Consider the following 18,467-nt stretch of genomic DNA (forward strand, 5'->3'; position numbering starts at 1 on the left):
TCGCGAGCCACGAATCGCTCGAAGCTCGAAGCTCGAAGCTCGAAGCTCGAAGCTCACCACAGTCTAGCCATTGGCGTCACACATAACGCCACTAGCAAGGAACGAGGAAGAACATGCTGAACTGGGACGAATTCCACGAAGACACGGTTGATGACGAGAGTGCCGCCGCCAAGCCTCGAAAGCCCGCGCCGGCCACCACGCCGACGCCGCAGGCCACGCCCGAGGCGCCGGCACCCGAGCAGGTACGCGAAAGCGCGTCACACTACCAGGTGGCCGATGAAGACCGGCTGGCGCGCGCCCGCAAGTCCCTGGACGAGCTCGATGTCGCCGCCGGCCTGGAAGAGCTGGAAATGGGCGCGGCGCGTATCGAGGTCGACGACAAGAAGATGATCAACGCCCGTGCCGACCTCAACCAGCTGGTGCCCTTCAAGTACGAGTGGGCGTGGCAGAAATACCTGGATGGCAGCGCCAATCACTGGATGCCGCAGGAAGTGAACATGAACGCCGACATTGCGCTGTGGAAAAGCAATGACGGCCTGACCGAGGACGAGCGCCGCATCGTCGAGCGTAGCCTGGGCTATTTCTCGACCGCCGACTCGCTGGTCGCCAACAACCTGGTGCTGGCGCTGTACCGCCTGATCACCAATCCCGAGTGCCGTCAGTACCTGCTGCGCCAGGCGTTCGAGGAAGCGATTCACACCCACGCTTATCAGTACTGCGTGGAATCGCTGGGCATGGACGAAGGCGAAGTCTTCAACATGTATCGCGAGGTGCCCTCGGTCGCCGCCAAGTCGGCGTGGAGCCTCAAGCACACCCAGTCGCTGGCGCGACCGGACTTCCACACCGGCACCCCGGAAACCGACCAGGAGCTGCTGCGCAACCTGATCGCCTTCTACTGCGTGACCGAAGGCATCTTCTTCTACTGCGGCTTCAGCCAGATTCTCTCCATGGGTCGGCGCAACAAGATGACCGGCGTCGCCGAGCAGTTCCAGTACATCCTGCGCGATGAGTCGATGCATCTGAACTTCGGCGTCGACATGATCAATCAGATCAAGATCGAGAACCCGCACCTCTGGACGCCGGCATTCCAGGACGAGGTCACGCAGATGATCATCGAGGGCACCGAGCTGGAAATCGCCTATGCGCGCGATTCCATGCCGCGCGGCGTGCTGGGCATGAACGCGGCGATCATGGAGGAGTACCTGCACTTCATCTGCAACCGCCGCCTGGCGCAGATCGGCCTGAAGGAGCAGTATCCCGGCGCGGAGAACCCCTTCCCGTGGATGAGCGAGATCATCGACCTGCGCAAGGAGAAGAACTTCTTCGAGACCCGCGTCACCGAATACCAGGTCGGCGGCGCGCTGAGCTGGGATTGATCTCTCACATGTGAGGTTGCGAGGTGGGCCGTGTCATACGACATGGCCCGCTTTGCGTCATGCACTCGGTATCGGTAGGCTTGCCGCCGTTCCCACTCCCTACCCGACATCGCGAAAGGTACGAACATGCAACTCGGTATCATCGGACTCGGCCGCATGGGCGGCAACATTGCCCGACGCTTGATGCGCGGCGGCCACGACGTCGTCGCCCATGACCGCGATCAATCCATCGCCTCGGCGTTGATCGAGGACGGTGCCGCCCCGGCCGACTCCCTGGCTGCGCTGGTGGATCAACTGCAAACGCCGCGCGTGGTATGGGTCATGCTGCCTGCCGGCGATCCCACCGAAGATACCATCAACGCTCTCGCCGAGCGGATGGCTGCCGGCGACATCATCATCGACGGTGGCAATACCTTCTACAAGGACGACATTCGGCGCGCCAAGGCGCTGGCGCTCAAGGGCATCCACTACGTAGACGTGGGCACCTCGGGTGGCGTCTGGGGCTTGGAGCGCGGCTACTGCATGATGGTCGGCGCCGAACGCGATGTCTTCGAGCACCTCGATCCACTGTTCGATACCCTGGCCCCCGGTCACGGCAACCTGGAGCGCACCCACGGCCGTAACGCACCGCACGACAGCGCCGAGCGCGGTTACATCCATGCCGGGCCGGTGGGCGCCGGGCATTACGTGAAGATGGTGCACAACGGCATCGAGTACGGCCTCATGCAAGCCTACGCCGAAGGTTTCGAGCTGATGCAGAGCAAGTCGTCGCCGGACCTGCCGGAAGACGAGCGCTTCGATCTCAACCTCGCCGACGTGGCCGAAGTCTGGCGTCGCGGCAGCGTGGTCTCGTCCTGGCTGCTCGACCTCACCGCCCAGGCCCTGACCGGCGACCCCAAGCTCGATCATTACTCCGGCGCCGTCGCCGACAGCGGCGAGGGACGCTGGACCATCGACGCCGCCGTCGAGCAAGGCGTCGCCACCCCGGTACTGGCCAACGCCCTGTTCGCGCGTTTCAACTCGCGCAAGGACAGCACCTACGCCAACCGGCTGCTCTCCGCCATGCGCTTCGGTTTCGGCGGCCACGTCGAACCGCCGAAGTGAGCGCTGATTGAAAGCCGTGGCGCCTGCCGCCGGAAGCGTCGGCGGCAGCACTAGCGCGACGCCCCGGCTGGCGCATCCACCTCGGCACACGTCAGCACATGAGTGACGAAACGGCGCACACGCATGAGCTCGCCGAGATGCTCGGGGTGCACCAGGTAGTAGGCGTCGGGTCCCTTGAGGACGTGCGGCCAGGCCAGGGACAGGCGGCCTTCGGCCAGCTCGGTGTCGACGAAGAAACGCGGTACCAGGGCGAGACCACCGCCGCTCATCGCCGTGCGGATCAGCATCTGGAAGGTCTCGAAGCGAGTGCCATGGTAACTGCGCTCGGTGGTGATGCCCTGGTCGGCGAACCAGCGGTGCCAGGCATCCGGGCGCGTGGAGAGGTGCAGCAGGCGACACTCGGCCAGGTCGGCGGCGCTCGTCGGTTGCCGTCTGGCCAGGTAGTCCGGTGCACCGACCGCGACCACCTCCTCGTCGAACAAGTTGTGGCACTCCAGTTTCGGCCAGCGACCATGCCCGTGGAAGACGGCTACGTCGATACCTGCCTGATCCAGGTCGAAGGGCTCGACATGGTCGCTAACGCTGAGGTCGATGTGCGGATTGGCGTTCAGGAAGTCGGGCAACTGGCGGGCCAGCCAGCGGGCCCCGAAGGTCGGCAGGCAGGCCACCCGCAGCACCTCGTCCTGCCCGCTGTAGCTCATGATCGCGTTCGCTGACATCTCGATCCGGGCCAGAATCTTGCGTACTTCAGTAAGGTACAGCGCGCCCTCTGGCGTCAGCACCAGGGTGCGGCGCACACGCCGGAACAGCTTGTGCTGCAGGTACGCTTCGAGTTGCGCCACTTGCTTGCTGATGGCGCTCTGGGTAATGCTCAGTTCGTCGGCGGCACGTGTGAAACTCATATGCCGTGCAGCCGCCTCGAAGCACTGCATGGTGATGGTCGAGGGCAGGTGGCGTGCCGTCATGCGTCTTCTCCGCGACGGAATGAATTCGCAACGCTCATGCTGAAATCTCATGCCCCAGGCTTTATTTAAAGCACTCAAGCGTAATACATGAGTCAAAGGAATGGGTAGCGCGCTTTTTTTCGTTTGCCGATGCGATGGGAGCTCTGGTCTCATCACCTCCATGATGGACACCGCGCTCACGAACGGCGCTGGGCCCTTGTTCGACTTGAGAGGTACCTCCGATGACAACCCTCGTTTCCCATCACGAGATTCGTGACCGTTTTTCCAAGGCCATGTCGGCCATGTATCAGGACGAGGTGCCACAGTACGAAACCCTGCTCGACCTGGTGGCGGAAGTGAACCGCGAGACCCTCGAGCGCGACCCCGAACTGGCCGAGCGACTCGCGACCCACGACGAACTGAATCGTCTCGGCGTCGAGCGGCACGGTGCCATTCGTGTCGGCAGCGCCGAGGAACTCGCCATGCTGCGCCGGTTGTTCGCGGTGATGGGCATGGTCCCGGTGGGCTACTACGATCTCTCCGAAGCCGGCGTGCCGGTACATTCCACCGCCTTCCGTCCCATCGACGACGAAGCCCTGGCGCGCAATCCCTTCCGTGTCTTCACGTCCCTGCTGCGCCTGGAACTGATCGAAAGCCCCGAGCTGCGCGAGCGTGCCGCCGGCATTCTTGCCGCGCGCGACATCTTCACATCCGGCGCACGCGAGCTGATCGCGCTCAATGAAACACAGGGGGGACTGAGCGACGAGCAGGCCGAGCGCTTCGTGAAAGAGGCGCTGGAGACCTTTCGCTGGCACCGAGACGCCACGGTGGATCTGGACACCTACGAGGCGCTGCATGCCGAGCACCGGCTGATCGCCGACGTGGTCTGCTTCCGCGGGCCGCACATCAATCACCTGACGCCGCGCACCCTGGACATCGACGAGGTCCAGCGGCGGATGCCGGCGGCGGGGATGAACCCCAAGGAAGTCATCGAAGGCCCCCCGCGTCGCGCCTGCCCGATCCTGCTGCGCCAGACCAGCTTCAAGGCCCTGGAGGAGCCGATCCGCTTCGCCGGCGATCGCCAGGGCACCCATACCGCACGCTTCGGCGAGATCGAACAGCGCGGCGTGGCGCTGACGGCCAAGGGACGCGCTCTCTACGACCGGCTGCTCGGCGAGTCGCGCCGACGCACCGCCGGCCTGACCAACGAGGCGCACCAGCGCGTGCTGGCCGAGGTCTTCGCCGATTTCCCGGATACCGAGGCCGAACTGCGCCGTCAGGGCCTGGCCTTCTTCGAATACCGGACGACCGAAGCGGGACGCGAGGCCGGCGCGATCGCCGAGACCGAGGTCGAGGTCGAGCGGTTGATCGAGCAGGGGCTGATCACGGCCCGGCCGATCACCTACGAGGATTTCCTGCCGGTCAGCGCGGCCGGCATCTTTCAATCGAACCTCGGCGGTGACGGCAGCGAGGCCTATGCCGGCCACGCCAACCGCGAAGCCTTCGAGGAGGCACTGGGCGCGCCGGTGACCGACGAGCTGACGCTCTATGCCGAACGCGAGCGGAGTTCTCTGGATGCCGCTCTGACGTCTCTGGGCATCCCGCCAGTCCGCTAGGCATCTTGCCCCAGCGATCGCCGCCAACGCGCCTCCAGGCTATCGGGGCTGGTCGCTCCAAAGACTGCCCGCGCCGAACCCCGATACCAGGCCCACATCTGATCGCCATAGCTATAGTGCCACCACTCGCAGGGCAGGTTGGCAAAGCCGGCATCATGCATGGCGTGGTAGAGGATGCGCCGACGGTCGCGGTAGAGTCGCGACTCGGCATTATCGGCATGATGCTCGAAGTAGACGGTATGCGAGGCGGGCCGCGCTTCATCGAATGCCGAGCCCATTTCCAGCAGCATCCCATCAGCATCGCAGAGTGCTACATCCACCGCCCCGCCGGTGAGATGCGGGCTCGGGCACTCTGACCGATCGCTTGGCGGCGAGACGAATGCCCGCGTCATCGCACGCAAATCCGATTCGTCGAGATCCGCGTAGCGCGCTTCCACCATTCCCAGCAAAGTGTCATACAGGTAACGCTGCACGGCATAGGGCCGCCAGGCATCCAGCACCACCAAGCCCAGGCCGTCCGGCAGGCGCCTAGCCACCGTGAGAAGCCGTCGATAGACCGCCTCCCGCGCCCAGCACTCGGGTACCGCTCCAGGCACGCCAAGCGCATGGTAGATGGGGTGCACGCGCAAGGCCGGCGCCGCGAGGCTAAACGCATGCAGCATCGACCCATCGTCGACGATGGGTATGCTGGCGATAGTCTCCCATTGCGGCTCGGCGATGGGTTCGATGGGACAAAGCGTCGAATCAGTCACGTTCAAGGGGTTCGTTTCCAAGGTCATGTCAGCCCAGAGTGTTGGGTAGCCAGGTAATCAGGCCGGGAAAAGCGATCAGTACCAGCAAGACCGCTATCGCCGTCAGAATGAACGGCCAGATGGTGCGGAAAAGCACGGTGATATCCAACCGACTGACCGCCGCGGCGATGAACAGACAAGCGCCCATGGGGGGCGTTATCAAGGCGATGGTGATATTCAGCGTGATGATGATGCCAAGCGCCACGGGGTCGATGCCGGCCGCCAACGCCACCGGTGTAAACACTGGCGAGAGCAGCATCAGCGCCGAGACCTCTTCCATGAACATGCCGGTGACGAAGGTGATCGCGCTGAGCAACAGCAATACAATCACCGGCGAGCCGATGAACGGCTCGAGCAGTCCAGCGAAGCGCTCTGGCGCCTGGGCATAGGCCAGCTCCCAGCTGATCACCGAGGAGATGCCGATGATCATGAAGATCGCGGCAGCCAACCGAGTGGTCTCGACCACCGCTCGCCAGAAAGCCGTCGGACGTAGCTCACCCATGAGCCATCCACATACCGCGACGTAGAGGACAGTCAAGGCCGCGGACTCGGTCGGCGTGACGATCCCCAGTACGATCCCAGCGACGATGATGAACGGGGCGACGAGGGCCGGTAGCGCGCCACGCACCGCATCGTAGACCTCGCTTCTCGCCGGCAAGGTGGTACGCCGCTCGAAGCCCGCACGCCTGGCATGCACGGCATTCATGGTCATGAATGCCAGCGCCAGCAGCAGGCCCGGCACCACGCCGCCCAGGAACAATTGCCCGACCGAGGTGTTGGTCTGCGCACTATAGAGAATCATGAAGATGCTCGGCGGAATGATCGGGCCGATCAGTGAACTACCGGCGGTCAACCCGGCAGCGAAGGCAGTGGAATAGCCCTCGCGCGTCATCGCCGGTACCAGCAACGCCCCCATCGCCGACGCATCGGCAGCTGCCGAGCCGTTGATACCGGACATGAACACGCTTCCCACCACGTTGACGTGCCCGATACCACCGCGCAGATGGCCGACCAAAAGGCGCGCAACGCGCATCAGTCGCTCGGTCAAACCACAGGCGTTCATCAGATTACCGGCGAGGATGAACAACGGAATCGCCATCAGCGAAAAGCTATTGAGACCACCGAAGAACTGCTGCGGCATCATCCGCGCAATCATCCCAGGATCGACGAACGCGAACCCCATCAGGGCGGTCACGGTCAGCGTCAAGAAAAGTGGAATACCCAGTAAGGTATTGACCAGCAAGGTCGCGAACATCGCGGCAACCATCATGATGACGCCTCCGACACCGTGTCCGCATCATCGATACCAGGCTGCGGCAGCGGGCGTGGTCCGTAGATCAGCACCTGCAGTGCCAGCAACCCGAAGCCAATGGGCATGGCCAGCATGGGGATGGTACGGCTGATGCCCAGCCCCTGGGAGGTGAAATAACTCACCGACAAAGCGTAGTGCCAGCTCCACCAGGTCATCGCCAACGCCAGGCCCAGGGTCAGCAGCCACTGGTAGGCCAGCAGCACGCGCCGGGCGGTCGCGCCGAGATGCCGCTCGAGCAGCGCCACGCGCATGTGTTCGCCGCGCACCCAGACGTTGCCGGCAATCAGCAACGCCGAGGCGATCAAGCAGTAACGCGCAAGTTCATCGCTCCAGATCGGCGCCTGCCCGACCAGGTAGCGGGTAACGACGCCGTAGAGGATGTCGATCAGGGTCATCATGAGCGCCAGGCCGCCGAGGCCGGTGGTAAGCCGCCCCAGCAGCGTCAACAGGGTATCTCGAAACATGGACATATCATGCTCATGGCCGACTGCATGCCGGCCATGAAACACGCCTCGTCAAGTGAATGAAGAGCGCTCAATCGGCGAGCAGATCGCTCTGTCCGGCATCTTCGAGGGCCATCTTTATCCACTCGTCGCCGATGCCCTGTTCGCGCAACCAGTCGATATACGCCGGCTGTCCCTGCTCACGAAAAGCGGCCATGTCCTCGCTGGAGGGTTCGATCACCTGCATGCCATTATCGGCAAGGAACTGGATACGCTCGTCGACCCGCTTTTCGACACTCTCACGATTGAGTTCACTGGCCTTCTTCACGGCCGCATCAAGCGCCTGGCGGTTCTCCTCGGAAAGCCCCTCATACCAATCGCCGTTGGCGATCAGGAACTGATCCGAGTACTGCACATTGGCCAGTGTCAGATACTTCTGCACCTCGTAGAGGCTACCCATGATGATGTACATCGGTGGGTTCATCTGACCATCGGCGACGTTGGTCTTGAGTGCCATGTAGGTATCGGTCCAGGGGATCGGCGTGCCGGAGGCGCCGAAAGCCTCGTAGAGCGCCACCTGGCTGGGGTCCATGGCGCGAAAGCGCAACCCCTCGAAATCTTCCGGGTTACTGATGGGACGCTTCGAGTTGGTGAAATCCAGGAAACCACCCTCTTCGACCACCCCGAGCAGCTCGGCGCCGGTACGCTTCTTGAGAGTATCCTCGACCTTGTTCCAATAATCGCCCTCGTCGAAAAACTGATGGGCGGCTTCATAGTCGTCGAACAGGAAGGGGATCGCGCTGACGTAGATTTCAGGCACGATCGGCGACAAGCCGGCGAACGAAGCGATGTTCAAACTCGGCGTATTGATCACCTGCTCCATACGCGCCTGTTCTTCGCCGAGCATGGAGTTGGGATACAGCTTGAGCTGGATATCGCCGTCGGTTTTCTGCTCGACGAGCCGCTTGAGATTGGACGCAAACAGATGGACCGCGTTCTTGTCGGCATCAGGCGGTCCGTTATAGCTCAGATTCACGGTGGTGGCGGCATTCGCCAGGCTTGTCATTGCCAGCAAGCCACTCGCGACGGTGGCCAGCAAGACGGGACGCAACATTGAAGTACGCATGAAAGGCTCCTTGTTGTTATCGGCACGCGAGACGAGTCGCGCAAGGATCAGCCGTTGTTACTCGATCGCAAGTTTCCCTGGTCACAAGTTTCAAGCGGCGTCCCATGACGCTAATCGTTGCGCTGTTGACCTTTCAAGCGCACTAGCGTTGCCTTAAAGGCAACGTCCGTGCATCCAAGACGCGCGGTGCGTCGGCGCTGAAGAAACGCATGCTGTATCGCAAATGCTTGATGAAAGCTTGAGCAGCCACCGTCAAAGGCCGTTCGGCCTGACTGACGATGCGTGCCTGCGCCTGACACAGTACCTCGGCATCCACCTCACGCGTGACGATGCTCCCTTCATGGATTTCTTCCAGAACACTGAGCTCAGGCATGAACGTCACCCCCAACCCGGAGCGCACGAAATTCTTGAGCACCGATACCGAATTGGTCTTCATGCGCGGTCGGTAAGACAGCGTGGCCGTCCGCAATGCCATATCGACCAACTGCCCCATGCCGGTTTGTCCATCGATCAGCGCCAAGGAGTGCGCACCGATCTCGGTCAGCGTCAGCGGTGCCGTCGCACGCGCCAACGCATGTTCGGCAGGCACGATCAGATCCAGCGGTTGGCAGCGATCGACGTGCGATACCAATTGCTGATCGTCGGGTGGCGCATACAGCAGTGCCAGGTCGACCGTACCGTCCTTGACCAGTGCCATCGCATCGGTGAGCCCAGCCATGTGCACTTCGATTTCCAACCCCGGATAGGTGGCCAGAAAATTCTGCAAGGGCGCCGAGACCAGATCCGCGATGAACCCCTCGCCGACGGCGATGTGTACCTCGCCGTGTTCGAGGTTCTGCATGGCCTGCAACTGAGACAGTGTCGCCCGCTCGGCGGCACGCCGATCGCGATAGTGGCGCAGCATCAATTCACCGGCAGGGGTCAAACCGACCCGCGGTGAACGCACCAGCAGCGTGACACCCAGCTCTTCCTCGAGCGCGCGTAGTTGTCTGCTAAGTGCCGACGGATTGACCTCCAGGTGCGAGGCGGCTCGACGCAGCGAGCCATAGCATACGACAGCATCGAGATATTCAAGCGCGCGGGATTTGAATGGCGTCATGGCAAGCTCGATCAGTAGTCCGGTAAAGAGGCATCATCATACGAAAGGCCATGGGGATAGGATTGATTCCAATCCGCAACCGGCGTAGCGTGGAAGCGTCGAATTCATAGGAGACTGGATCATGGCGGAAGCCAAGAGTGTCATCAAACGTGTCTACGTTCCGACCTACGTCCGCGATCTGCCCAATGGCGAGCGCGTGACGGTGCCTGGACATTACAAGAAGACACCCACGCACTCACGCTGACGCTGGTGATTGGGTCGCGCCCGCCCGCTTGGCGGGTCATGCAAGAAACCGTGAACGCTCTGCAATCGGCAGGGCGTTTGTCATGGTACGCATACATCACGCGTCAACGGCTCAGATTGACTTCTCGCGTCTGGCCGGCGCCGATCTCGATCTGCTTGAGGATCAGCGGGCTGCGCGAGCCATCCGGCAAGCGCACGCTTCCGGCCACATAGAAGACGCCTGCAGGGAGGCCGGTAGCCTCGAAATACCCGTTGTCGTCGGTCTGGGCATAATGCGTGTATGCTCGGGCCCGTGGATCCGCCGGCTCGATACGCTTACCCGCCAATGCAACCTCGGCGGCTTCGGCGGAATAGCGCGTCGCCGGCGCGATCGACACGGTCTCCCCTTTGCCCGCCACCATGCCATATTGCGATGAGTCATATCGTAGCCGTCCCTTGACGACAGCGGTGCCGTGCTTGTTCAGCTTGGCATATTCTTCGGCAGGAAACGCGACCTGGCGCTCGACGGCGCCTACCGAGGCATCTTGGCCGGCTTCCTCGATCTCGACGGACTGCGTCGGCCCTCCCGTAGGAAACATCTCGCAGCCACTCAGCATCAGCCCCACCAGGGCCAGCCACCATCCCATGCGTTTATGTCTCATTCCATGCGCCACCTTATGCATGAACTTACCGCGTAAGTTCTGGATTGAGCGTGTAGGTCCCCATCACGCTGGCTTGCTCGATGATATGCCCCTGCATGGCGTCGAGCACCTCATCGCCGGTGAACTCGCCCTGCAAACCCAGTGACGCGATATCCAGCGCATAGACGGTGAAGTGGTAGCGATGTATCAAGGCATCGTTCCACGGTGGGCATGGCCCATCATAGCCCCCGTAGATACCTTCGAGTTGCTCGTCGTCGACGAAGAAGTCCGTGTAGCTATTGATGCCGCGTACTCCCTTGCCGGTTTCACCCGGTGCCTTGCCCATGAGCACGACACCGTCAGCATCTTCACCTTCGTCGATGCCGTTCACGTCCGCCGGGATATCGATCAATACCCAGTGATAGAAATCGGCGCGCGGCAGGTCGGCGGGCACGCTGCGGCCTTCCTGATTGACGTCGCTGGGGTCCGTGGGTGCATCCACATCGACCACCAACAGCGCAAGGCTGCGCGTCCCGACGGGGACATCATTCCACCGCACACACGGATTACGGTTGTCGCTGAAACGCAGATGTTGCTGGGAATCGGAAACGGCGAACGCAAAGCGTTCGGGGATGGGGCCCCCCTCGATGACGTCCTGCACGTCGATGCGCATGCGGCTTTCTCCTGATAAAACGTAGTGAAGATGGCACGTTCCTGAGTTTGGCACATTCATGAGCCGATGCGCATAGGACCAACGGCGTCCAGCATCGGTCGCGAACATCAGCCGTGAAGGGCCGATCCTCCTGTGAGGAATGTGAATTTGACCGATACTGTACGCACCCTCGATCCGAAAGGAGAATCATCATGCCACGCTGGATCCCGCTCGCCTTCATCGCTGGCTTCTTCGCCGTCCTGTGCTTTCATCAACCCATGGCGGGCTTGCTGCATGCCTACGCCATCATCCCGTTCGCCCCCTATGGCACGTCACCCGTTCCCCCCCTGGGGGTCCCTCAGTGGCTGTCGGCAAGCTTCTGGGGGGGTGTATGGGGGATCGTCATGCTGTGGGTATTCACACGTTTCCACGTCACGACCGGGCTATGGTGGAAAAGCATAGTGTTCGGCGGTATCGCCTTGACACTCGTGGCACTGTTCATCGTTTTTCCGCTCAAGGGACGCGGCCTCAACCTCGCCGGGTTTCCCATCGGCTTCCTGGTCAATGGCGCCTGGGGGATCGGTTTCTGGGTCTTCGCACGCTGCTTCGGGCTCTGGAAGACCGCGTCGCGACCGACGTCATCAACCCCATAGCAGGGTCACCAGCAAGGCCAAGGCCCCTACGCTCAAGGCGGTGAGCACAGCGACACTCACCAGCCGATCCAGCCAGATATCGACACGGCGTCTGGAGCGGCTCGCAGGGGCCGCTCTCCGGCGACGCGTGGCACCTTGACGTTGTCGTCTGATGGCTTTGGCCACTTGGGGCATTCCTCACTCCCGTGCATGCAATATCGCTTACCATAAGGGGTGACGCGCATTTCCACCAGCGTCAACGCAAAACGCCCGGCCGAGACCGGGCGTTACACCTAGCGTCACGTGAGACGCTATCCGCCTTCACGTGTATTGATGCGCCGGTTGACCACGTTCGGGGCACGCCGATAACGCTCGGCTTCTGCCAGCGTTTCCGCTTCGAAGGCGTCGGCACCGACCGGGGTTTCACCATGACGGTGATAAAGCGACGTCAGCATGGCCTTGCGGTCCGCCCGTAATTCCTTCACCAGCACGATGATCATGCCGTAGAGAATGAAGGTGAACGGCAATGCCGACAGCACTGCAGCGGATTGCAACCCGTTCAAACCTCCGGCAACCAGCAAGGTGAGACAGATCGCGGCGATCAACACACCCCAGATGATCCGTTTTAACAGCGGCGGGTTCAACGAGCCGCCATCGGTCATCTGTGACACGATGTACGTCGCCGAGTCCGCGGACGTCACCAGGAAGATGAAAATCAGAAACAGCGCCACCACCGACAGCACATTGGAGAATGGCATCAGATTGAACATCTGGAACAGTGCACCGGTGATGTTATCGGCCGTCGCCTGGGCCAGGCCGACATCGCCGGTCAGCTCCATATTGAGCGCCGCGCCGCCGAACACGCCGATCCACAGGCAGGCCAGTAACGGGGGCACGATCAGCACCCCGAACACGTATTCCTTGATCGTGCGGCCACGCGAGACACGTGCCACGAAGGTCCCCACGAACGGCGACCAGGCGATGACCCAGGCCCAGTAGAAGATCGTCCAGTTGCTGGCCCAGGTGCTGTCGCTATAGGGCGCGACCCGCAGGCTCATGCCCACGATATTCTGCAGATAATCGCCGATGCCCAAGGTGATGGTTTCGAGAATGGCAATGGTGGGCCCCGTGAACAGCACGTAAAACATCAGCGCGAAGCATAGCACCATGTTGAGATTGGAAAGGCGCTTGATGCCCTTGTCCAGTCCCGACCAGGTGGAGGCCATGTAACACAGGAACATGGCGCCCATGATGATGAATTGCCACTTGACGCCTTTCTCGACGCCGAACACCTCATGCAGGCCGCCATTGATCTGCAAGACCGCCAAACCGATGGACGTCGCCACCCCCATCACGGTAGCGACCACGGCGAACACATCCAGCGCCGGCCCCACCTTGCGCAACTTGGGCCGCTTGGCGGTCATGCTCGACAACACATTGGAAACCAATCCCGCCTGGCCCTTGCGAAACTGGTAATAGGCGATGATCAGACCGACCACGGAGAACGCCGCCCACTGGTGGATTCCCCAGTTGAAGAAACTGTATTGGATGGCGTAGCGTGCCGCCTCTTCGGTGCCGCCTTCAATATCACCGTAAGGCGGTTTCAAGAAGTGCGTCATGGGCTCGGCCATGCCATAGAACACCAGACCGACGCCAAACCCCGCCGCCAGCAACATACTGACCCACGAGAAGAAACTGTAGGAGGGTGAACTATCTTGGGGCCCCAGACGAATCTTGCCGTACTTGCTAAAGGCTAGCGTCAGCAAGAACACGACGAATCCGAAGACCGAGAATAGGTAGAACCACCCAAAGTAGTGTGAAATGGTGGATAATGCCGCCGATGCCGCCTCACCGAACTGATTGGGGAAGGCCGCGCCAATGGCGACCAGAACCGCAACGATCAGGGCGGAGACGATAAATACGTATTGCCTTCCAATATTGGCCATGCAGCTATCCCTCTTAGTCTCCGACGATACGGTGCCTCATGCACCTCCCGGGTTCTTATCACCGAGCTCGGCATGTCTGCAATGATCCAGGGAACCAAAGCCCGTGACATGAGACCAATCGATAACAGTGACAGAATCATGCCCGCATGGCTATAACCGTGTTTTATATTTAAGCAGTTCAATCATTAAATTTCACAAAGATCCCTCTATGCCACCACCAACCCGCCTGGCATCCGCCACCGCTTGGCTCGAGCGACTTTCGCATTCGCGACACGCCCTGACGCTTTTGTTTTTCGCCTCGGTGATGGAAACGCTACTGGTACCCATTCCCATCGAAACCATCCTGATTCCCTGGATGCTGGCTCAGCCGCGTCGCAAATGGCGACTGGCAGGGGTGGCGCTAGCCGGTAACCTGGCTGCTGCCTGCCTCGGCTACGTACTGGGTGCATGGGCGTTGAATACCTGGGGGACGACGCTCATTCCCTTGTTCGGTGGCCAGGACGCCTATAACGCCTTTCAGGCACGCATGGCCAGCGACGGTTTCATGGCGGTACTCGCGGTGGGCATCATCCCCATTCCCTTTCAGATCGCCATGCTCGCTGCCGGATCGACGGGGTATCCTTTTCCCTTGTTTCTACTGGCGTCCTTTTTTGCACGCAGCGTGCGCTATTTCGGCCTTGCTGTACTGGTGCATCTCGCCGGCGACGCGGCCCTGTCTCTATGGCAACGCCATGCGCGCCCCATCGGCTTGCTGGGGGTGGCGCTCTTCGGCGTCTGGGCCTTCCTGCAGGTCGCGGCATAAATGCCCTTCGATGCCGGAAAATCGTACATGGTGTTAAGCAAGCGTTAAGCGTGACGATGCAACGCTACCCTCGACTTCCTTCGTCGAGGGTAGAAAGTGATGCACGAACCACGCAGCCCCCGTTTCACCAGCGTCGCGCGACCGCCCCACGTCTGGCGCGAGGCCGATATCGCCGAGCGCACCACGCTGGAGGCCTTCATCGCCGATGGCTATGCCCGCCAGCATGGCGCCACCCTGACCCACTTTCAGCCGCGCCTTTTCGGCCTCTGGTGCGACGAGGAGCTCCAGGCCGCACTGGGGCTCTGCCATGCCGGCCATGCCTCGCTCTTCCTGGAGCGCTACCTCGAGGCCCCCATCGAACGGCGCCTCGCCGAGGTAGCGGGCGTCCCCTGCATCGCACGTCACCAAGTGATCGAAGTCGGCAACCTCGTCACGCTACGCCCCGGCCTGCTGCGTCCGCTGATCGTCATGCTGATCGGCACCCTGATCGACGAAGGGATGCAGTGGCTGACCTTTACCGCCACCATACAAGTCCGCAATGCGTTTCACCGGCTCGGCCTGGAAGCGTGGCCGCTGGCCGAGGCCGACCCGGCGCGACTGGGCCAGCAACGTCACGCCTGGGGCCGTTATTACACCCACGCACCGCAGGTCATGGGCGGTGATCTGCGTCGGGCCTGGCAACTGCTCGGCAGTGGCGCGCCCAACCAGGCCATCGTGACGCCACCCCCGGCACGCTGGACAGGCATGCGCTCGGGCGAGACGTCCGTCTCCATCGCGCAGGCACGGGGATGAACGCGACCATGACGGAACGCTTTCATCGTCACCTGGCGACCCTGGCGCACTCATGGCCGTCACCAGTGGCCCTGGAAAACGCACAACAACGACTCACCTATGCCGACTTGCATGATGCAGTCGAGAGCCGTGCCAGCCGACTGCGTGCCGTGGGCGCCAGGCGCGTCGGCCTGGCGCTGGACAACGGTATCGACTGGGCGCTGTGGGACTTGGCACTGCTGTTCGCCGGCAGCATCAACGTCCCGCTACCCGGGTTCTTCTCGGCATCGCAACAGGCACACATCGTCGAGCGCGCCGGGCTTGATGCGCTGATCGGCCCCCCCGAACTCGGTCAGGCGCTGGGCTTTGATCGCGGGCCGGACGCGACGCTGTGGCACCGACGCATCGACAGCGCACCGCCGGTGCCAGACGGCACCGCCAAGATCACCTTCACTTCGGGGACCAGTGGTACCCCCAAGGGCGTCTGCCTGAACGCCGAGGTGCAACTGCGTACCGCCGAAAGTCTGGCCGAGGTCGCCGCCGGATGCGGTGTGACGCGCCATCTCGCCATACTGCCGCTGGCCACCCTGCTGGAAAACATCGGCGGTCTCTACGCGCCGCTGTGGCTGGGCGGGCACAGCGTACTGCCCGGGCTGACCGCGCTCGGCTGGCAGGGCGCCAGCGGTTTCGATGTCGCCCGGGCCCGATGCCAGCTCGAGGCATACCGGCCCCACAGTCTGATCCTGGTGCCACGGTTGCTGGAAGCGCTGCTCGCCACCTCACGCCTTTCCCCGCCTCCAGAGGCGCGTTTCATCGCCGTGGGCGGCGCCCGGGTCTCGCCGCATCTTCTCGAGGCCTCGCACGACGCCGGCTGGCCGGTCTACGAAGGGTACGGCCTCTCCGAGTGCGCCTCGGTGGTGACCCTCAATCGCCCCGGCGACAACCGCCCCGGCAGTGTGGGCCGACCGCTGCCCCATGCGCGCCTGACGCTCGACGCGGATGGCGAGATCCATGTCGCCGGCACAACGATGCTCGGTTATCTCGGCGATGCCGCGCCGCCCCCCACGCTCTGGCCCACCGGCGACCTGGGGCGCTGGGAAGACGGACGTCTGGTCCTGACCGGGCGACGCCATCAACGCTTCATTACCGCCTATGGGCGCAACGTCGACCCCGCCTGGGTCGAGGCTGAACTCACCGCCGAGCCGGCCATCGCCCAGGCCTGGGTCCACGGCGAGGCACTGCCCGCCAACCGCGCCCTGCTGGTGCCGGCGCATGCCGATAGCGACGCTGCGCAACTCGAGGATGCCGTCGCCGCCGCCAATGCCCGCTTGCCCGACTACGCGCGCATCACGCACTGGCGCCGTGCCGCCCCCTTCACTGCCCCCGAGGGCCTGACCACCGCCAATGGCCGGCTGCGTCGCGAGGCGCTGGCGGCGCGCCATCGCGACTGGCTCGAGGCCCCGCTCGACAGTATCGCCACCCCCGTTCCCATCCATCACTCCCCGAAGGAGACACCATGAGCGCCTATCGCCATCTCCAGCAGGCCACCGCCGAGTCGCGCACCTGGCTGCTCGACACCCCGATCATCCAGCGCGCCCTGGACGGGCGCATCAGTCGCGACGAATACCTGGCCTTTCTCGGTCAGGCGTACCACCACGTCAAGCACACCGTGCCGCTGATGATGGCCTGCGGTGCGCGGCTTCCCGAGCGCCTTGAGTGGCTGCGCGGCGCCCTGGTCGAGTACATCGAAGAGGAGTACGGCCATCAGCGCTGGATCCTCGACGACATTCACGCCGCCGGCGGCGATCCCGAACGCGCCGCCGCCAGCCGACCGGCGCCGGCCACCGAGCTGATGGTGCGTTACGTGCGCGATGTCATCGGCCACGACAATCCGGTGGGGTTCTTCGGCATGGTCTTCGTTCTCGAGGGCACCAGCACCGCACTGGCCACCCGCGCCGCAGGGGCGATCCGCGAAGGCCTCGGGCTGTCCCAGGACGCGTTTCATTATCTCGAGTCCCACGGCGATCTCGATATCGGCCATCTGGCGTTCTTCGAGGGCCTGATCGATCGTCTCGACGACGAGGCCGATCTGCAGGCGGTGATCGACACCGCCCACATGGTCTACCAGCTTTACGGGGCGATGTTTCGCGGGCTGGAGACCAGCGAAGGCCCTGCCACGGAGGCATTCGCCCATGCACTGGTCTGAACGGCGCATCCTTCTCACGGGAGCCAGCGGCGGGATCGGCCGTGCCCTGGCGCTGGCCCTGGCGCGCCGGGGCGCGCGACTGCTGCTGGCAGGTCGCAAGCCGGTGGCACTGCAGGCACTGGCCGACGCGCTGCCGGTGCCCGCCGAGTGGCGAGCCATCGACCTGTGCGATACCGACGCCCGCCAGCGCCTGGTCGAAGCCGCCCGCGAGCTCGACATCGACATGCTGATCAACGCCGCCGGCGTCAATCACTTCGGATTGTTCGACGCTCAGTCTCCAGAGAGCGTGAGCGAGCTGATCGCGCTCAACGTGACCGCCACCCTGCAGCTCACCCAGGCCATGCTGCCGTTGCTCAAGGTCGCCGACGAGGCTTGGATCGTCAATCTCGGCTCGACCTTCGGCGCCATCGGCTACCCCGGCTACGCAAGCTACTGCACCAGCAAGGCCGCACTGCGCGGTTTCTCGCAGGCCCTGCGTCGCGAGCTCGCCGACACACGGGTCCACGTGCACTACGTCGCTCCGCGGGCCACCCGCACGGCGATGAACGACGTCACGGTCGATGCCCTCAACGCCGAACTGGGCAACGCCATGGACAGCCCGGCGCAGGTCGCCGACGCAGTCCTCCGCGCGGTCGAGCGGCGTGCCGTCGAGCGCCACCTGGGCTGGCCGGAGCGACTCTTCGTGCGTCTCAATGCCGTGGTACCCGGCGTCGTCGACCGGGCACTGCGGCGCCAGCTTGCCACCATCCAACGCTTCGCCGACCGCGCCTGACGCGCGGCAACA

Annotated in this window: 20 protein-coding genes; 10 read left to right on the forward strand and 10 right to left on the reverse strand. The window is 63.0% G+C overall.

Translation table 11 applies throughout. From position 1 onward, the window contains the following. Positions 1-113: 113 nt before the first annotated feature. Together C8E00_RS05595 and gnd are read left to right on the forward strand one after the other, a co-directional pair. Positions 114-1,376 (forward strand): ribonucleotide-diphosphate reductase subunit beta, encoded by a 1,263-nt coding sequence (locus C8E00_RS05595; protein WP_133695499.1) that lies wholly within the window; start codon positions 114-116, stop codon positions 1,374-1,376. A gap of 126 nt (positions 1,377-1,502) precedes the next feature. Beyond that, positions 1,503-2,480 carry a phosphogluconate dehydrogenase (NAD(+)-dependent, decarboxylating) gene (gnd, locus tag C8E00_RS05600; protein WP_133695501.1) on the forward strand — a complete coding sequence of 326 codons (978 nt, stop codon included), beginning with the start codon at positions 1,503-1,505 and terminating at the stop codon, positions 2,478-2,480. Positions 2,481-2,530: 50 nt separating this feature from the next. On the opposite strand, the gene C8E00_RS05605 is transcribed toward gnd, so the two are convergent. Then, entirely contained in the window at positions 2,531-3,445 is a 915-nt protein-coding gene (locus C8E00_RS05605; protein ID WP_133695504.1) for a LysR substrate-binding domain-containing protein, read from the reverse strand. 221 nt (positions 3,446-3,666) lie between these two features. On the opposite strand from C8E00_RS05605, the gene hglS reads away from it, so the two are divergent. Continuing rightward, positions 3,667-5,040: a 2-oxoadipate dioxygenase/decarboxylase HglS gene (gene hglS, locus C8E00_RS05610; protein ID WP_133695507.1), complete on the forward strand. Its 1,374-nt coding sequence runs from the start codon at positions 3,667-3,669 to the stop codon at positions 5,038-5,040. On the opposite strand, the gene C8E00_RS05615 is transcribed toward hglS, so the two are convergent. From C8E00_RS05615 to C8E00_RS05635, 5 genes are all read right to left on the reverse strand, one after another. Next, a complete protein-coding gene (locus C8E00_RS05615) occupies positions 5,037-5,792 on the reverse strand; it encodes a M15 family metallopeptidase (protein WP_243833128.1) in 756 nt (251 codons plus the stop codon). The two genes, hglS and C8E00_RS05615, sit on opposite strands and share 4 nt — an antisense overlap. Before the next feature lie 28 nt (positions 5,793-5,820). Further along, a complete protein-coding gene (locus C8E00_RS05620) occupies positions 5,821-7,101 on the reverse strand; it encodes a TRAP transporter large permease (RefSeq protein ID WP_133695511.1) in 1,281 nt (426 codons plus the stop codon). Beyond that, the gene (locus C8E00_RS05625; RefSeq protein ID WP_243833119.1) at positions 7,098-7,613 is read right to left on the reverse strand and encodes a TRAP transporter small permease; all 516 of its coding nucleotides are present in this window, start codon (positions 7,611-7,613) and stop codon (positions 7,098-7,100) included. The genes C8E00_RS05620 and C8E00_RS05625 overlap by 4 nt, the downstream gene beginning before the upstream one ends. Positions 7,614-7,677: 64 nt before the next feature. Continuing rightward, positions 7,678-8,712: a TRAP transporter substrate-binding protein gene (locus C8E00_RS05630; RefSeq protein ID WP_133695513.1), complete on the reverse strand. Its 1,035-nt coding sequence runs from the start codon at positions 8,710-8,712 to the stop codon at positions 7,678-7,680. A gap of 142 nt (positions 8,713-8,854) precedes the next feature. Further along, the gene (locus tag C8E00_RS05635; protein WP_133695516.1) at positions 8,855-9,811 is read right to left on the reverse strand and encodes a LysR family transcriptional regulator; all 957 of its coding nucleotides are present in this window, start codon (positions 9,809-9,811) and stop codon (positions 8,855-8,857) included. 121 nt (positions 9,812-9,932) lie between these two features. Between C8E00_RS05635 and C8E00_RS16795 the strand changes: the two genes are divergently transcribed. Then, on the forward strand, positions 9,933-10,055 hold the full coding sequence (locus tag C8E00_RS16795) for a hypothetical protein (protein ID WP_263433926.1): 123 nt from the start codon (positions 9,933-9,935) through the stop codon (positions 10,053-10,055). A 103-nt stretch (positions 10,056-10,158) separates the two neighbouring features. On the opposite strand, the gene C8E00_RS05640 is transcribed toward C8E00_RS16795, so the two are convergent. Both C8E00_RS05640 and C8E00_RS05645 read right to left on the reverse strand, forming a co-directional pair. Beyond that, positions 10,159-10,695, reverse strand: coding sequence for a carboxypeptidase-like regulatory domain-containing protein (locus C8E00_RS05640; RefSeq protein ID WP_243833120.1), 537 nt, complete (start codon positions 10,693-10,695; stop codon positions 10,159-10,161). A gap of 25 nt (positions 10,696-10,720) precedes the next feature. Then, positions 10,721-11,347, reverse strand: a complete 627-nt coding sequence (locus C8E00_RS05645) for a YbhB/YbcL family Raf kinase inhibitor-like protein (RefSeq protein WP_133695518.1) — start codon at positions 11,345-11,347, stop codon at positions 10,721-10,723. A 191-nt stretch (positions 11,348-11,538) separates the two neighbouring features. Here C8E00_RS05645 and C8E00_RS05650 point away from each other — a divergent pair, with 191 nt between their 5' ends. Then, complete coding sequence (locus C8E00_RS05650) at positions 11,539-11,979, forward strand: hypothetical protein (protein ID WP_133695521.1); 441 nt, start codon at positions 11,539-11,541, stop codon at positions 11,977-11,979. Here C8E00_RS05650 and C8E00_RS05655 read toward each other — a convergent pair. Next, the gene (locus C8E00_RS05655) at positions 11,968-12,153 is read right to left on the reverse strand and encodes a hypothetical protein (protein WP_133695524.1); all 186 of its coding nucleotides are present in this window, start codon (positions 12,151-12,153) and stop codon (positions 11,968-11,970) included. The genes C8E00_RS05650 and C8E00_RS05655 overlap by 12 nt on opposite strands. 116 nt (positions 12,154-12,269) lie before the next feature. Then, the gene (locus C8E00_RS05660; protein WP_133695526.1) at positions 12,270-13,904 is read right to left on the reverse strand and encodes a BCCT family transporter; all 1,635 of its coding nucleotides are present in this window, start codon (positions 13,902-13,904) and stop codon (positions 12,270-12,272) included. 208 nt (positions 13,905-14,112) lie between these two features. Between C8E00_RS05660 and C8E00_RS05665 the strand changes: the two genes are divergently transcribed. The 5 genes from C8E00_RS05665 to C8E00_RS05685 all read left to right on the forward strand — a co-directional run bounded on the left by C8E00_RS05665 (position 14,113) and on the right by C8E00_RS05685 (position 18,455). Next, positions 14,113-14,706: a YqaA family protein gene (locus C8E00_RS05665; protein ID WP_133695529.1), complete on the forward strand. Its 594-nt coding sequence runs from the start codon at positions 14,113-14,115 to the stop codon at positions 14,704-14,706. Between the two features lie 99 nt (positions 14,707-14,805). Next, positions 14,806-15,498 carry a thermostable hemolysin gene (locus C8E00_RS05670; RefSeq protein WP_133695531.1) on the forward strand — a complete coding sequence of 231 codons (693 nt, stop codon included), beginning with the start codon at positions 14,806-14,808 and terminating at the stop codon, positions 15,496-15,498. Positions 15,499-15,506: 8 nt separating this feature from the next. Continuing rightward, entirely contained in the window at positions 15,507-16,997 is a 1,491-nt protein-coding gene (locus C8E00_RS05675; protein ID WP_133695534.1) for an AMP-binding protein, read from the forward strand. After that, positions 16,994-17,683 (forward strand): iron-containing redox enzyme family protein, encoded by a 690-nt coding sequence (locus C8E00_RS05680; RefSeq protein WP_133695536.1) that lies wholly within the window; start codon positions 16,994-16,996, stop codon positions 17,681-17,683. The genes C8E00_RS05675 and C8E00_RS05680 overlap by 4 nt, the downstream gene beginning before the upstream one ends. Further along, a complete protein-coding gene (locus C8E00_RS05685; protein ID WP_133695539.1) occupies positions 17,670-18,455 on the forward strand; it encodes an SDR family oxidoreductase in 786 nt (261 codons plus the stop codon). Before C8E00_RS05680 ends, C8E00_RS05685 begins: the two co-directional genes overlap by 14 nt. Positions 18,456-18,467 lie beyond the last annotated feature (12 nt).

The organism is Chromohalobacter marismortui (genome assembly GCF_004364315.1).
GTDB lineage: Bacteria > Pseudomonadota > Gammaproteobacteria > Pseudomonadales > Halomonadaceae > Chromohalobacter > Chromohalobacter marismortui.

Bases quoted from the DNA above. Each gene is read 5' to 3' on its own strand.
- C8E00_RS05655 (WP_133695524.1), bottom strand. From the start codon at position 12,153: ATGCCCCAAGTGGCCAAAGCCATCAGACGACAACGTCAAGGTGCCACG.
- hglS (WP_133695507.1), top strand. From the start codon at position 3,667: ATGACAACCCTCGTTTCCCATCACGAGATTCGTGACCGTTTTTCCAAG.
- C8E00_RS16795 (WP_263433926.1), top strand. From the start codon at position 9,933: ATGGCGGAAGCCAAGAGTGTCATCAAACGTGTCTACGTTCCGACCTAC.
- gnd (WP_133695501.1), top strand. From the start codon at position 1,503: ATGCAACTCGGTATCATCGGACTCGGCCGCATGGGCGGCAACATTGCC.
- C8E00_RS05670 (WP_133695531.1), top strand. From the start codon at position 14,806: ATGCACGAACCACGCAGCCCCCGTTTCACCAGCGTCGCGCGACCGCCC.
- C8E00_RS05650 (WP_133695521.1), top strand. From the start codon at position 11,539: ATGCCACGCTGGATCCCGCTCGCCTTCATCGCTGGCTTCTTCGCCGTC.
- C8E00_RS05625 (WP_243833119.1), bottom strand. From the start codon at position 7,613: ATGTCCATGTTTCGAGATACCCTGTTGACGCTGCTGGGGCGGCTTACC.
- C8E00_RS05635 (WP_133695516.1), bottom strand. From the start codon at position 9,811: ATGACGCCATTCAAATCCCGCGCGCTTGAATATCTCGATGCTGTCGTA.
- C8E00_RS05595 (WP_133695499.1), top strand. From the start codon at position 114: ATGCTGAACTGGGACGAATTCCACGAAGACACGGTTGATGACGAGAGT.
- C8E00_RS05685 (WP_133695539.1), top strand. From the start codon at position 17,670: ATGCACTGGTCTGAACGGCGCATCCTTCTCACGGGAGCCAGCGGCGGG.
- C8E00_RS05680 (WP_133695536.1), top strand. From the start codon at position 16,994: ATGAGCGCCTATCGCCATCTCCAGCAGGCCACCGCCGAGTCGCGCACC.
- C8E00_RS05675 (WP_133695534.1), top strand. From the start codon at position 15,507: ATGACGGAACGCTTTCATCGTCACCTGGCGACCCTGGCGCACTCATGG.
- C8E00_RS05660 (WP_133695526.1), bottom strand. From the start codon at position 13,904: ATGGCCAATATTGGAAGGCAATACGTATTTATCGTCTCCGCCCTGATC.
- C8E00_RS05665 (WP_133695529.1), top strand. From the start codon at position 14,113: ATGCCACCACCAACCCGCCTGGCATCCGCCACCGCTTGGCTCGAGCGA.
- C8E00_RS05620 (WP_133695511.1), bottom strand. From the start codon at position 7,101: ATGATGGTTGCCGCGATGTTCGCGACCTTGCTGGTCAATACCTTACTG.
- C8E00_RS05645 (WP_133695518.1), bottom strand. From the start codon at position 11,347: ATGCGCATCGACGTGCAGGACGTCATCGAGGGGGGCCCCATCCCCGAA.
- C8E00_RS05630 (WP_133695513.1), bottom strand. From the start codon at position 8,712: ATGCGTACTTCAATGTTGCGTCCCGTCTTGCTGGCCACCGTCGCGAGT.
- C8E00_RS05640 (WP_243833120.1), bottom strand. From the start codon at position 10,695: ATGAGACATAAACGCATGGGATGGTGGCTGGCCCTGGTGGGGCTGATG.
- C8E00_RS05605 (WP_133695504.1), bottom strand. From the start codon at position 3,445: ATGACGGCACGCCACCTGCCCTCGACCATCACCATGCAGTGCTTCGAG.